This is a genomic window from Mucilaginibacter lappiensis, assembly GCF_900155965.1.
GTDB classification, from domain to species: domain Bacteria; phylum Bacteroidota; class Bacteroidia; order Sphingobacteriales; family Sphingobacteriaceae; genus Mucilaginibacter; species Mucilaginibacter lappiensis.
On the sequence record NZ_FTMG01000004.1, the window covers coordinates 33,414 to 47,467 of the forward strand.

Below are 14,054 nucleotides of genomic sequence, written 5' to 3' on the forward strand. Positions count from 1 at the left end.
AAACCATCATGAGCTAAAGGTTCACAAACCAGAACGAGTAAAAACAGCTCATGATAGCTTCATATCCTTTAAAAAACAATTTACTCTAATGAAAATTAAAAAAATGAAAAGATTATTTGTGTTTGTTCCGACTACCCTGGTGGTATTATTTCTACTAAATTCTTTTGTACTGAAAGAAAAGAAAGCAGTGAAAAAAGCAATAGAAAAAACTAAATCAGCGCCTGTAGCCATCGTTTTGAGGTCTGCCGATGGCGGACAAACATGGCAGGACATTAGCGAAGGGTTACCCGAAAATTTGCGGAGAGCAGGTGTGTGGAGTCAGGGTTTATTTGCAAATGACCATGGGCTCTATTTACGTGCTGGAAATGGAGTTTATCACAATGAACCAAATTCCACAACTTCCTTTTGGACAAAAGAGGTTGTGCCTGATGGGCAGCGTGAGATCGCCCCTGCCAGGAATGGAATATTTGCATATAATTTCAGGGGGCAGTTTTTACAAAAAATAAACGGGAAGAGTGATTGGTTGCCCATGTACATCAATTTTCAGGAGCAAGCCGTACGCATTAACAAAACGGTAGATTGGATGTACAAGAATTATAAAGAGAAACAAGTATGCAGTGTTTTTGAAACTACGGGAGGCACAGTTTTCATCGGCTCCAACAACGCCCTTTTTAAATCCACTAACAGTGGCAAAACCTGGGAATATGTGCATGTTAGCGGCTGGGTAATGAAGATGGTAGAGTTAAACGGTGTACTCCTGGCTGCCAGCACACAGGGAATATTAAGATCGACCGATGATGGTGAAAACTGGGATTGTGTGATTAGTGAAGGGGGAGCTGGCATCGCTGTAGAACGTATAGATGGTGGGTTTGCTGCTATAGTAAACAACGCCATAACCCAAACAAACAGCATACACATTTCACTGGATAATGGAAAAACCTGGAATGCAATAGGTGAAGAACTTCAGCCTTCCTGGAGTAGTTTATTAATGAAAAAAATAGGTTTACTTCAATCTCCATTGAATATTTCATCCATCAAACAAGTGGGTAAATATTTAATATGTGGTCGCTCAGATGGTGTATTCCGGTCATCGGACATGGGCAAAACATGGGAAAAACTGTTACTTCCTGCTATAGGAAATTATGGCTTCAATTTATCTGTTTCAGGCAATGTGATTTATGCCATACCTAATAAAGGGTGTTGAAAAACTCCAAATCCAGCAATAATGTGTTGCGGTTCGACATCGCCAGATAAGCTGAAAATGCACCAGCCAGCAATTGCAAAGCCCATAAATATTTTGTATATTTATATACAACAAACAACGGCCCCGCTTACTTTGAATAGTGTAAGTGGGGCCGTTTGGTTAAAGGAACAAAATAGACCCAAAACCGATCATTTATTATGTAGTTATTTGAATGTCAGTAAATTAATACTTTTTAAAGTTTTCAAAACCCGTCAAAAATTTGTTAAAAAGTGTTAAAATAGATGGTTTTGAATAAGTTTTCAGCAGTTTTTGATTCGTTTTTGTCCCATTTTTGATCAGAAAAGTGTTAAAATTGAGGTTTAAAAAGTCCCTCGCCCCTACTTCGTTGTTTGAATTTTATAATAAGGCTCAAAAATTAAAATCAATTGTTTATCAGGCTGAATTTCAGGCTTTGAAATTTTGCCTCAACATTACGCGGCAAATATTGTTGAACCTATTGACTAAGCACATAATTGCATGAGCAGACATACCTACGATACCGGAATAATTGGAAATTGCGCCTTTTTGGCCCATATTAATAAAAATACTAATGTGGACTGGCTTTGCTGGCCCAAATTTGATAGTACATTTATCTTTGGAGGTTTACTGGATAAAGCCAAAGGCGGCGAGTTTTCTATCCGCCCGGAAGGTGAATATACTTCGGTACAGTATTACCTGGAAAATACTAATGTACTGATAACAGAGATAAGCCCTAAAAGCGGTGGTAAATACCGTATTACCGATTTTGCACCAAGGTTTTATCAACACCAGCGGTATTACAAACCCTTAATGCTGATCAGGAAGATTGAAGCGATAGAAGGCTCACCAAGGGTTATTGTGAAATGCGAACCTGTATCTGAATATGGTGCAGTAAAATTAACCGTTAACCGGGGAAGTAACCATATACAATACCTGGGTGGCGAGGAAAATATTCGACTTACCACCAATATACCCATTAGTTATGTATTTGATGAGCAGGCTTTTGTATTGAATGAAACTAAATACCTGGCCTTAACCTATGGAGAACCACTGGAGGCCGCTTTGATATCCACAGCCGACCGCTTTTTGGCCGAGACTGTTCAGTACTGGCGTACCTGGATCAAACATTCATCTATCGCTACATATTACCAGCCATTCGTGATCCGTTCGGGACTGGCTTTAAAAATACACCAATTTGAGGATACTGGGGCCATTATAGCGGCAAGTACCACCAGTTTGCCCGAATCACCGGGAAGCGGTCGTAACTGGGACTACAGATACTGCTGGCTGCGCGATACCTATTATGTAATCACAGCGCTAAACCACATTGGGCATTTTGAGGAAATGGAGAAATATTTTAGCTATGTTACGGATATTTCTTTTTCTGAAGATGAGCGCTATCAGCCGCTTTACGGCATAACCGGTAAAAGAAACCTGGTGGAGGAGATTTTGACAGATCTGGAGGGGTATATGGGTAATCAGCCCGTGCGTATTGGTAACCAGGCTTATGAGCATATACAAAACGATATTTATGGGCAAGTGATGATCTCCCTGCTCCCGCTGTATACTGATCACCGTTTTGTTTTCTCGGAACGGAAAGATTCTGTCCGTTGGATCGAGTCGCTACTGAATAAAATTGACCGTACCATCGATGAAAAGGACGCCGGGATCTGGGAGTTCAGAAATATGGCAAATATTCATTGCTATAGCAATTTGTTTCAGTGGGCCGGAGCATCGGCTGCCGAAAAAATGGCTCGCACTATCGATAATAAAGAACTCATAGATAAAGCTATTGAGCTGAAAGAGCGGGCCGCTGCGCATATTGAAAGCTGTTATGACCCGATCAGAAAAGTGTATACCAATTCGGCCGGCAGCTCTAACTTGGATGCAAGTACGCTGCAACTGATCATGATGAATTATCTTGACCCTGAATCACAAAAGGCAAAAGATCATTTACTTGCACTGGAAAAAGAGTTGAGAACACCTAATGGATTATTTTACAGGTATTTATATACGGATGATTTTGGAAAGCCTAAGACCACTTTTCTGATATGTGCCTTTTGGTATGTGGAGGCATTGGCCAGCGTTGGCCGTCTGGATGACGCGCAGCGAGAGTTTGCCAATCTGCTGCAGTATTCCAATCACCTGCTGTTATTCAGCGAGGATGTTGATGAGCAGGACGGCAGTCAATGGGGCAATTTTCCGCAGGCCTATAGTCACGTAGGTTTGATGAATGCCGCCTATCGTATCGCCATCAAATTAGACAGACCGGTATTTTTGTAATTATTAATTAGTTGATTAGGTTGATTGAGTTAGTAGTTGATTGTGTTTATAAAGCATAAAACACTTGTCAACTGTGAAAGTTCCAACCTAATCAACCTAATCAATTAACCTCAACCGTAGTATGCTGAGTAAAGCTGGTGAGTAACTTACGTACCTCTGTTGGGTTACGGAGATAAAATTTAGCTGCCGATAAATTGCTGCCTACCTTGATAGTAATGGCCGCTTCGGGCAGGGCTTTAAATATATCTTCGTCGGTGTAATCATCGCCAAAGGCAATAATAAAATCATAGTCTTTGCCCTCGGTTAGGCTTAAAGCAGCTTTGCCCTTGTTGATGTCCATATTCTTTACTTCCAGTACCTTATCCCCTGCTAAAAGTTGTAACCCTTTATCGCTGGCCAGGTATTTCAAGTTGTTCATGAGTTCGCTTGCTCTAAGCTCGCCTAAGCCATTTTGTGCCTTGCGATAGTGCCAGGCTAGTGAATATGTTTTTTCTTCGATAAAAGAGCCCGGAGTGCGGTCTACATAGGTTTCCAGGATAGGATAAATATCGTGCTTCCATTGATCGCTCAAGCCCGTTATTTTATGCCAGTGGGTTTCCGGTCTTTTAAACCAGGAACCATGTTCAGCAATCAGGTATATATCCATGTGTTTAAACCAGGCGTCCAGGTTTTCATGCTTGCGGCCGCTAATCAGTACTACCTGGTTGGCCGGGTCTTCGGAAAGCTTGTTAATGATGTTATATAATTCTTCATCGGGGCTGGCCTGATCAATGTTCGATTTGAAGCTTACCAATGTACCATCATAGTCCAAGAAGATGATCCGCTTTTTGGTTTTGATATACCGGTTAATGATGGATTGCTCTGTAGCAAAACTTACGTGCCTTGCCTGCATCGAGCGTTGCATCAGCTTAACCTCTTTTAATCGATCAAAGAAAATTTTGACCCAATGCGAGATGTTAAATTTAGAGACTAACTGCCGCATGGGTATCATGCGTTTTTGCTGCTCTTCCAGCGGCATACTAATAGCTTCTAATATAGCCCTGCAAACTTCGCCGGTATTATTAGGATTTACGATGATGGCATCTATTAATTCTTTAGAAGAACCTGCCATTTCGCTTAGTATCAATACACCATCGTTGTTTGTTCGGCTGGCAATATACTCTTTGCTTACCAGATTCATGCCATCGCGCATAGGGGTTACCAGGCATACGTCGGCTGTATGATACAATGCTGAAAGCGTTTCAATAGGGAACGACCGATAATAATAATGGATGGGCGTCCAATCCATGGTACGGTATATGGAATTGATATTACCTACCCTTTTGTCTATTTCTTCGCGCAGGTGGGCGTATTGTGGAACGGTATCTCTTGAAGGTACCACAATCATGTAGAAGGTTATTTTTTCAATACACTCGGGGCAAAGCTCCAGCATTAGTTCAAAGGCCTGCAGGCGTTGCAATATGCCCTTACTATAATCAAGGCGATCGATAGAAAGGATGAGTTTAGTGTCTTTAAAATTATTTTTTATCAGTTCAATCTGTTCTTTGACATCGTCCTGTAGCGGCAAAGTGGCATACTTTTGCTCATCTATTCCCATTGGAAATGATTCCACCACGATAGAACGCTCATCCATGGTGATGATGTTTGATGAGGTATTCACAGGCAAAATTCGGGAGGTAGCTCCCAAAAAGTGCCGTACATCATCAAAGGTGTGAAAGCCGATGAGATCTGCACCTAACATGCCTTCCAGTAGTTCAGATCTCCAGGGTATCAACCGGAACATCTCATGCGATGGAAATGGGATATGCAGGAAAAAGCCAATGGAAACATCCGGCAGTTCACTCCTTACCAAAGCGGGTAAAAGCAATAACTGATAATCATGGATCCATATGATATCACCGGGCTCGGCAATACTTAATATGATGTCTCTAAATTTTTGATTTACAGCCTGATAATAATCCCAATTGGATTGTTTGTAATTGGCGTATGTAGAAGCATAATAATGAAAAACGGGCCATAATACCTCGTTTGAAAATCCTTCATAATATTGGTTGATCTCCTCCTGATCGAGGAAAACGGGTATGAGACTAAGTTCTTTTAACTGTTGGGAAACATGGTCTTTATCCTGCTGCTCGGTGATTTCGATACCGGGCCAGCCTATCCAAACGTTATTGTCTTGTTTATATATTGAACCTAAACCAGTTGCTAAACCTCCTTCACTGGGCGATAAAACATACTCGTCATCCGCTTTTGAAATTTTGATAGGTAACCGGTTAGATACAATGATGGTCTTGGGCATATCTGCAAATTATATTAATAAACTGTACTTATTAATAAAGACAGAAAGCCCTAATTTGTTTGCTTAATAGTTACAATGGATGGCAAAATAACAAGTTTGTGACATAAAAAAGCCATCCTGAAACATCAGAATGGCTTTTTATAAAAACCTTTTAGAATTATCTTACTTGTTGGAAAAACTCCAGGTTAGCTTGTTGAGTGATTCTTACCAATACTTCATGAGAATCGTTTTTAAGATCAACAAAGTATGAAGTTGGATCGATGTTGTCATTCAGGTCAGTATTAGCCTGGTAAACGATCACCTCGCCTATTTCGTAACCCTTGTAATCTTTAGCAATTTGTTTTAAAGTTTTTGCTGGGATAGCTTTAGCGTCAACTCTTTGAGTTACACCTAAAAACTCACCGTTAAGATTGTAGAAAGCGGTTTTCTTAACACCATCAATGGTGAAGGTAGCTTTCTGGCAATTTTTGGTTACTGTCCAGTTTACTTCTTTTGCATCAGCAAAGTCAACTGTAAAACCATGTAAGGCAATGTATGAAACATTAGTTCCACCATCGGCTACTTTTTTAGCGCCATCGGCAGCAAATACATTAACACTTAATAAAGCGGCAATTGCGGTAGTTATAAATATCTTTTTCATGTTCGTTTAAATTTTAAATCCATAACAAAAGTATGCTAAGATTAGCAATGTGACAAATAAAATTTAACTTTTATGAATATTTTATAATTATATGACTTTTATGATGAAAAATTTAAATTTTAACAATGTACTTAGTGTATAATTTACAATATGTAAATTTAAAAAAGCATAAAAAAATCGGTTTGCAGTTAGCTAAACCGATTTTTCACATTTTTTTAACCTTAATTTAACCGTTATCTGCGAAACCCGGATACAAAGTCATGCCTCCATCCATAAAAATAGTGGTACCGGTTATATAATCAGCCTCGTCAGATGCCAGCCAGGTGGCCAGTTTGCCAATATCATCGGGCTTACCAATGCGGTTATATGGTATGAGGGTGAGTAACTTATCCAATGCTTCGGGTGTATCCCAGGCACTTTTATTAATAGGAGTTTGTATAGCACCCGGCCCAATACCTACTACCCTTATTTTATGCGGAGCCAACTCCTGGGCTATACTTTTCATAAACATGCTGATGCCTCCCTTACTTGCAGCATAATTAACATGGCCTCCCCAGGGAATCACTTCATGTACACTGCTCATGCAAATGATCTTACCGGCGGCCCTGCTCCGATCTTCAACTACACCCCTGCGTATAAATTCCCTTGCCGCTTCACGTGAGCATAAAAACTGACCGGTAAGGTTAATACTGATCACTGTATTCCAGTCATCCAGGGTCATGTCTACAAACCGGGAATCCTTTTGTAAGCCGGCATTGTTCACCAGTATATCAATAGTGCCGTACTGTGCGTACATCTGGGCAAACATTGCTTTTACCTGATCTTCGTGGCTTACATCGGCCTGTACGGCAAATGCTTCGCCGCCGGCTGCTTTTATTTCGGCAACAGTAGCCTCGGCAGCATCGTGATTGTGAGCGTAGTTGATGACCAGCTTTGCACCTGCACCGGCCAGTGCCAGTGCCACGCCTTTACCAATACCACTATCGGCGCCGGTAACCAGGGCCGCTTGTCCTTTTAATGATGGGTTCATTGATTCACAGATTTAATTGTTTCAATATAACCAATGTATTTTATACCATAAGGTTTTAAAATGTTAAAAATGTGTAAACAAAAAGAGACGCCAATACGCGTCTCTTCAATAGGAAAAACAGGGCCGTAGCTCCTTACAATGCCTTTATATAATCTAAAAACATATAAAGCGCTTTCTTTTTTCCGTCAGTAAGGTCAAAATCTATCTTGTGCATTAGGTAGTCCTGGATATCAAAATCGTCCCGCATAGGTAGTTCCTCAAAAAGTTCAGCCCGGTGATCGAGACCATATTTCAGTGCCGCGTTAAACTCGTTCATAAAATCTTGTGGAATTGGTTTATTAGCTATCCATCCTGCAAACATAAAAGGAAGATCTTTAAAATTCTGCCATTCTTCGGCAAGATCGTAGGCATATTTATATTTGTTCTTTTTGCCAAAGGTACGGTCGCCAATTTGTACAAAGGCGGTGTTGGCTTCTGTTGATTCGCTGTAGTCGTCGGCGTCTTTAATCAATTCCGGATACACCTTCCAATAGTTTTTTAATAAAACCCGGGCCAAGTTATTAGATGACCGTGATTGGGGATCAAGTTGCAGGTATTTGATGTCCTTAACATCGCAATTACTAAAAATAAATACGGAGTTTACCGCTCCAACGGCGCCGATGCAGTATTCAGATACTATTTCCCAATGGGGTAAATTCAAGGTGGCTGCTACAGGAATGAGGCCGATATCAACCACGTCATCAATCAGTTTTTGAGCGCAGTCTGAGGGCATATCCAGGCTCAATTCAATTTTATCTAAAATGCCACTATGTTGGATGCCGTATATAAAGGGTTTGGTGTTGGTATAGCTTACAGCTGATATTCTTATTTTATTCACAGAAACGCTCTCTTTCAGGATTGTTTTAAATGTTCGGAGTTATTAAAATCGACGATCTCAAATTTTTCGCCGTCATATATTACTTTATATAAAACCAGGTTTTGGTGCGGAAAAGTATCCATTTCGGTAAGGGATTTTCCGCTTAGGATACAAAGCAACAAGCGCATGGCGCGACCGTGCATACATATCAACACGGTTTTTTCTTCGGGATGGCTCATGATTACGTCAAGGGCTTCCCGTTCGCGTATTTCCACCTCATTCGGGCTTTCGCCACCTTCAAACTTGCTGTCTAAACGGCCATCAAGCCAGTCGCGCATAATTTGTAAAAAGGCAGCTTTGTTTTGCGCAGTTGCAGGTTGCCCCTCATGTATTCCCCAGGCCAGTTCGTCTAAACCTGATAATTTTTGATATGGAATACCCAGATCAATAAAAGGCTGAATACTTTGCTGAGTACGCTTTAGGGCCGATATGTATATTTTATCAAAGGGTATGCTTTTGTAAGCTTCATAAAATTGTGAAGCCTGCTTACGTCCTTCATCATTTAAATCGGTATCCATTCCCCGACCCTGCACAACTCCCAGTCTGTTAAGCTCTGTTTGGCCGTGTCGTACTATATATAAGGTTTTTTGTATCATTCAGTCTTAAGCCCAAAGCTAAAAGCCGAAGGCCTAAAGCTTTATTTGCTTGTTTTTTTATTGCTTTAGGCTTTTAGCCTTCTGCTTTAAGCTTTTCACCTAATTAATTACCGGTAACTTGTAATACTGGGGTTTGGGCTCAGTTTCTGGGAATTCAAAGTTAGTAAAGTCGGTTACCACATTATATAATGTGTCACGCTCAATTGGCTGCCGGCCTACATTTTTTATCAGCTCTACCAGCTGTTTGGTACTCATGCCCGGGTGTTGTTCTTCGGCACCCGCCATGGAGTATATTTTAGTGGTATCATCCAGTGTACCATCAATATCATCAACCCCAAAATTCAGGGATAGTTGCGCGGTAGTACGACTGATCATGGCCCAATAAGCTTTAATATGATCAAAATTATCCAGGTAAATACGCGCCACTGCATAATTACGCAGATCCTCCACCACCGTTGACTCGGGCACATGCGACATCTGGTTATCCTGGTTACGGAATTTTAGCGGTATAAAGGTTTGGAAACCTCCGGTTTTATCCTGCAGTTGGCGCAAACGTTCCATATGATCAACGCGGTGCCAGAATTTTTCAATATGCCCGTATAACATGGTAGCATTGGAACGGTTCCCCAATTTGTGCCATTCTTCATGGATGGCCAGCCATTGGTCGCCGGTACATTTATCTTTAGATATCAAGTCACGTACCTCTGGGTGGAAAATCTCGGCACCACCACCAGGTATCGACTGTAAACCAGCTTCATGCATCAGGCGCATACCTGTAGCATAGTCAATTTTAGCTTTTTTAAATATATAATGATATTCAACCGGTGTTAATGCCTTGATGTGCAGCTCCGGGCGATGCGCGCGGATACGGCTAAAAAGCTCCTGGTAAAAGGGTACGTCATATTGCGGTAAAACACCACCTACTATATGTACTTCGGTTACCGGTTCGCCATCATATTTGGTCACCATGTTAAACATCTCGTCCATGGTGTACTCCCAACCTTCCGATTTTTGTTTCAGCAAGCGAGAGTATGAGCAAAATTTGCAGTCATAAACACACAAATTAGTAGGCTCGATATGAAAATTACGATTGAAATAGGTTTTAAGCCCGTGCCGTTTTTCGCGGATGTAATTGGCTAAAACGCCCAGATAACCCAGGTCGCCCTGCTCATACAAGATCACGCCTTCATCAAAGGTGATGCGTTCGCTGTTAAGAACTTTTTCGGCAATGTGCTTTAAATCAGCGGATAGATCCGGATTTTGTAATAATAACTGTAAATTACCTTCAGCTTCCATGAAAAAAACTTTGCGCAAATGTACTAAAAAGCATAAAACTATGCTTTATGAGATAATTCATTGCAAAGTGGATGGAAGTAAATGACACTAAAATTGCACAGAGGTTATTGCGCCTATGGTTATACCGTTAAAACAATCATCCTGGCAGCCTTTGGGGACAAAGCCGCAACTCGATATCATACCCTTGTTTTTTGTTTCAAAATAAATATCATTGGATTTCTTATCGGCTTTTAGCCAAATGGTTTTGGCTTTTTGATAAATATCATCTAAAGTAAGTAGTTCCCCACCTTGATTAACATGGGTATTTAAGCTCGATTTTTCCTCATGCCACTGGGCAACAGTATCCTGTTTATTAGTGCCGTCCCGACGTAGTTGAACAGCGGTAAAATCCCTGGAAACAATTGTTCCATTAATTATTGCAATTTTTGTTTCACTACCATAGCCGAAAACAGACCCAAAGTTAGTGGTATACTGATACGAGCTATGCGATCTATTCTTAAAGCTTATCCAGGCGTTATAGCTTTTGTTAAAGTCGTTTTCATTGGCGATGCCATCTTTTTTGCAGCTGGTTATTGCAATTAAAATAATGATAATAGATAAGAATAGCGTTTTCATGATGCAGGTTTTAAAATATTACGGAACAATTATTCCCTCCGTTACATCTTATAAAAATAATCTTATTTAATTTGGCCAAATGAAGATTGAAACTATAGCTATCCACGCCGGGAATAAAAAAGATGAGTCATCAAAAGCTGTTATACAGCCTATTATATTATCTACCACTTTTGAACGCGGTATCGATGGTGATTTCCCTGGCGGGCATATCTATAGCCGGTCATCAAATCCCAATAGAGCGTCACTAGAAAATGTATTAGCTCAATTAGAGTGCGGTGCTGATGCGGCTTCTTTTTCATCGGGTAACGCTGCTGGTATGTCTGTATTCCAATCACTGCCTACCGGTACACATATCATAGCGCCTGATGATATGTATCATGGTTTGCGTAACCAGCTTAAAAACCTGTTTGTGGGTATTTTAACCTTTGACTTTATTGATGTAAACAATACTGATGTATTGCAACAATATATTAAGCCCGAAACCGGACTGATCTGGATAGAAACACCGTCAAATCCACTGCTTAAAATAACTGATATTAAGAAGATTGTAGCTGTTGCAAAAACCAGAGGGATTAAAGTAGTTTGCGATAATACCTTTGCTACTCCGATATGTCAGCAACCGCTTGCTTTGGGTGCCGATCTGGTGATGCACTCCGCAACAAAATATTTTGGTGGCCATAGTGATCTGATGGGGGGCGCGCTAATCACTGCCGAAAAAAGCGAATGGTGGCAAAAAATACGCCAGGTACAGGAAATGGGCGGTGCTATCCCCTCTCCAACCGACTGCTATTATCTGGCCCGCAGCATTAAAACACTACCTTATCGTGTTAAAGGTCATGTTCAAAACGCACAATTGCTGGCAGAGTTTTTAGAACAACACCCTATGGTAGAACGTGTGCTATACCCGGGTTTGCCATCGCATCCGCAATATGCCATAGCTAAAGAACAAATGCTGGCTTTTGGTGGTATGTTATCCTTTATCGTTAAGGGCGATGAAAACGATACCCACAACATCATTAACAAACTCAATTTATTTACCCGTGCCACCAGCCTGGGAGGTGTTGAGAGCCTGATAGAGCACCGTGCAACGGTAGAAGGGCCGGATACTAAAACGCCACGTAACCTATTGAGAGTGTCTGTTGGATTAGAACATATTGATGATCTGATAGCGGATTTAAAGCAAGCCCTGGCCTAAGCAAGAAACACAAAGCTTAAGACTGAAAGCGATAACCCGCTTATCAAATAAGCAGGCTTTTTGCTTTCCGCTTTTAGCCTTTAGCTTGTTTAATAAAATTTAATTTGGAATTTCAATATATATCATCCTATATTTGCAACAATATTTGGTAGCGATACCATTGATCAATTCTCCGCGATAGTTCGGGTTTTGATTTATAAAGAAGCGGCGAGAGATCAGGCTCAATGACCCGCTGGCAACCCTCCAAAATTGGAGAAGGTGCCAATTCCTGTCCCGGAAAATAACCCCGGGGAATATAAATTTATAACCATGAAAAGTTTAATTAAATTTAATCAGTACAACATTTTTAGCACCTTAAACGGTAATATACAACATATTAGCTTAAATATTAGCAGTATTTGTATGTGTTGCTGCTGCTGATCGACTTAACACGTCCTCTTTTTCCGATCCCGAAAAATACACGTGTTGCAACAACTGGTAAAGAGCATTTACCAGCCAGTTAAAAATCCATCAAATCGTTAAAAAATTAATTAAACACATTTCAATCTTACAACTATGTCTGCCAACAATTTAAAATTCGAAACTCTACAATTACATGCAGGTCAGGAAGCTGACCCAACCACAGGTTCACGGGCTGTACCACTTTATCAAACCACATCCTACGTATTTAAAAACGCGGAGCACGGGGCCAACCTCTTCGCGCTGAAGGAATTTGGTAATATCTACACCCGTTTAATGAATCCTACTACAGATGTGTTTGAAAAACGTTTAGCGGCTTTAGAGGGCGGTGTTGCGGCTTTGGCCACAGCATCTGGTCAGGCGGCACAATTTATAGCCTTAAACAATATCTTGCAGGCGGGCGATAACTTTGTTACCTCCCCTTTCCTGTACGGGGGTACATACAATCAATTCAAAGTAGCCTTTAAGCGATTAGGCATAGATGTTCGCTTTGCAAAAGATGATAGTGCCGAAAATATTGAATCTTTAATAGATAATAAAACTAAGGCCATTTACCTGGAAACCGTTGGTAACCCAGGTTTCGCGATTGCTGATTTTGAAAAAGTAGCTGCTTTGGCTAAAAAGCATGATTTGCCACTTATTGTAGATAATACTTTTGGTGCTGCAGGATATTTGTTCCGTCCGTTGGAACATGGAGCCCATATCGTGGTAGAATCAACCACCAAATGGATAGGCGGCCATGGTACCAGTATTGGAGGTGTTATTGTTGACGGTGGTAATTATAACTGGGGTAACGGGAAATTTCCACAGTTTACGGAACCATCTGAAGGTTACCACGGATTGGTATTTGCAGATGTATTTGGTATTGATGGTCCGTTTGGCAACATCCAGTTTATTATACGGGCTCGCGTTGAAGGCCTGCGTGATTTTGGCCCTTCACAGTCGCCATTTAACTCCTGGTTGAACATTCAGGGTTTGGAAACTTTGTCATTACGGGTACAACGCCATGTAGATAACGCACTGGAACTGGCCAAATGGCTGGAGCAGCATCCGCAGGTAGCTAAAGTTAGCTATCCTGGCTTGCAATCGTCACCATATCATGCGCTGGCAAAAAAATATTTAAAAAATGGTTTTGGGGCAGTCTTATCATTCGAGATTAAAGGCGACAAACAACAGGCAAGTCATTTTATTGACAGTTTGCAACTGGTAAGCCATCTGGCTAACCTGGGTGATGCCAAAACATTAATTATTCAGCCATCAGCCACAACGCATCAGCAGCTTTCTGATGAAGAACAATTATCAGCAGGTGTTACACCAACGTCATTAAGAGTATCGGTAGGTATTGAGCATATTGATGATATCAAGGCCGATTTTGAACAGGCATTTGCCAAAGTAGAGCAGCTTGCTGCAGAGTTAGTATAACAGGCTCCACCCAAACCCTCCCCGGAAGGGAGGGCTTAAAAAAAGTCTCCCCTTCCGGGAGAGATTTAGAGGGGGGTAAAT

At 41.0% G+C, this 14,054-nt stretch carries 11 protein-coding genes and 1 riboswitch; of the genes, 4 read left to right on the forward strand and 7 right to left on the reverse strand.

What is annotated here, in order from left to right:
* Positions 1-103: 103 nt before the first annotated feature.
* Both BW976_RS09735 and BW976_RS09745 read left to right on the forward strand, forming a co-directional pair.
* Complete coding sequence (locus BW976_RS09735; protein ID WP_245834676.1) at positions 104-1,204, forward strand: sialidase family protein; 1,101 nt, start codon at positions 104-106, stop codon at positions 1,202-1,204.
* A gap of 516 nt (positions 1,205-1,720) precedes the next feature.
* Positions 1,721-3,505: a glycoside hydrolase family 15 protein gene (locus tag BW976_RS09745; RefSeq protein ID WP_076372908.1), complete on the forward strand. Its 1,785-nt coding sequence runs from the start codon at positions 1,721-1,723 to the stop codon at positions 3,503-3,505.
* A 100-nt stretch (positions 3,506-3,605) separates the two neighbouring features.
* Here BW976_RS09745 and BW976_RS09750 read toward each other — a convergent pair whose 3' ends face one another.
* From BW976_RS09750 to BW976_RS09780, 7 genes are all read right to left on the reverse strand, one after another.
* Positions 3,606-5,804: a bifunctional alpha,alpha-trehalose-phosphate synthase (UDP-forming)/trehalose-phosphatase gene (locus BW976_RS09750; RefSeq protein ID WP_076372910.1), complete on the reverse strand. Its 2,199-nt coding sequence runs from the start codon at positions 5,802-5,804 to the stop codon at positions 3,606-3,608.
* A gap of 157 nt (positions 5,805-5,961) precedes the next feature.
* Complete coding sequence (locus tag BW976_RS09755; RefSeq protein ID WP_076372912.1) at positions 5,962-6,444, reverse strand: hypothetical protein; 483 nt, start codon at positions 6,442-6,444, stop codon at positions 5,962-5,964.
* 226 nt (positions 6,445-6,670) lie between these two features.
* Entirely contained in the window at positions 6,671-7,474 is an 804-nt protein-coding gene (locus BW976_RS09760; protein WP_076372914.1) for an SDR family oxidoreductase, read from the reverse strand.
* A gap of 133 nt (positions 7,475-7,607) precedes the next feature.
* On the reverse strand, positions 7,608-8,351 hold the full coding sequence (locus BW976_RS09765; RefSeq protein WP_076372916.1) for a menaquinone biosynthetic enzyme MqnA/MqnD family protein: 744 nt from the start codon (positions 8,349-8,351) through the stop codon (positions 7,608-7,610).
* A 14-nt stretch (positions 8,352-8,365) separates the two neighbouring features.
* Positions 8,366-8,986 carry a histidine phosphatase family protein gene (locus tag BW976_RS09770; RefSeq protein ID WP_084192145.1) on the reverse strand — a complete coding sequence of 207 codons (621 nt, stop codon included), beginning with the start codon at positions 8,984-8,986 and terminating at the stop codon, positions 8,366-8,368.
* Positions 8,987-9,085: 99 nt separating this feature from the next.
* Positions 9,086-10,282: an aminofutalosine synthase MqnE gene (mqnE, locus tag BW976_RS09775; protein ID WP_076372917.1), complete on the reverse strand. Its 1,197-nt coding sequence runs from the start codon at positions 10,280-10,282 to the stop codon at positions 9,086-9,088.
* Positions 10,283-10,369: 87 nt separating this feature from the next.
* The gene (locus tag BW976_RS09780) at positions 10,370-10,897 is read right to left on the reverse strand and encodes a hypothetical protein (protein WP_076372919.1); all 528 of its coding nucleotides are present in this window, start codon (positions 10,895-10,897) and stop codon (positions 10,370-10,372) included.
* Positions 10,898-10,976: 79 nt separating this feature from the next.
* On the opposite strand from BW976_RS09780, the gene BW976_RS09785 reads away from it, so the two are divergent.
* On the forward strand, positions 10,977-12,092 hold the full coding sequence (locus tag BW976_RS09785; protein ID WP_076372921.1) for a trans-sulfuration enzyme family protein: 1,116 nt from the start codon (positions 10,977-10,979) through the stop codon (positions 12,090-12,092).
* 191 nt (positions 12,093-12,283) lie between these two features.
* Positions 12,284-12,394: riboswitch (SAM riboswitch) on the forward strand.
* Positions 12,395-12,647: 253 nt separating this feature from the next.
* On the forward strand, positions 12,648-13,973 hold the full coding sequence (locus BW976_RS09790) for an O-acetylhomoserine aminocarboxypropyltransferase/cysteine synthase family protein (protein ID WP_076372923.1): 1,326 nt from the start codon (positions 12,648-12,650) through the stop codon (positions 13,971-13,973).
* Positions 13,974-14,054 lie beyond the last annotated feature (81 nt).

Bases quoted from the DNA above. Each gene is read 5' to 3' on its own strand.
- BW976_RS09735 (WP_245834676.1), top strand. From the start codon at position 104: ATGAAAAGATTATTTGTGTTTGTTCCGACTACCCTGGTGGTATTATTT.
- BW976_RS09745 (WP_076372908.1), top strand. From the start codon at position 1,721: ATGAGCAGACATACCTACGATACCGGAATAATTGGAAATTGCGCCTTT.
- BW976_RS09750 (WP_076372910.1), bottom strand. From the start codon at position 5,804: ATGCCCAAGACCATCATTGTATCTAACCGGTTACCTATCAAAATTTCA.
- BW976_RS09755 (WP_076372912.1), bottom strand. From the start codon at position 6,444: ATGAAAAAGATATTTATAACTACCGCAATTGCCGCTTTATTAAGTGTT.
- BW976_RS09760 (WP_076372914.1), bottom strand. From the start codon at position 7,474: ATGAACCCATCATTAAAAGGACAAGCGGCCCTGGTTACCGGCGCCGAT.
- BW976_RS09770 (WP_084192145.1), bottom strand. From the start codon at position 8,986: ATGATACAAAAAACCTTATATATAGTACGACACGGCCAAACAGAGCTT.
- mqnE (WP_076372917.1), bottom strand. From the start codon at position 10,282: ATGGAAGCTGAAGGTAATTTACAGTTATTATTACAAAATCCGGATCTA.
- BW976_RS09780 (WP_076372919.1), bottom strand. From the start codon at position 10,897: ATGAAAACGCTATTCTTATCTATTATCATTATTTTAATTGCAATAACC.
- BW976_RS09785 (WP_076372921.1), top strand. From the start codon at position 10,977: ATGAAGATTGAAACTATAGCTATCCACGCCGGGAATAAAAAAGATGAG.
- BW976_RS09790 (WP_076372923.1), top strand. From the start codon at position 12,648: ATGTCTGCCAACAATTTAAAATTCGAAACTCTACAATTACATGCAGGT.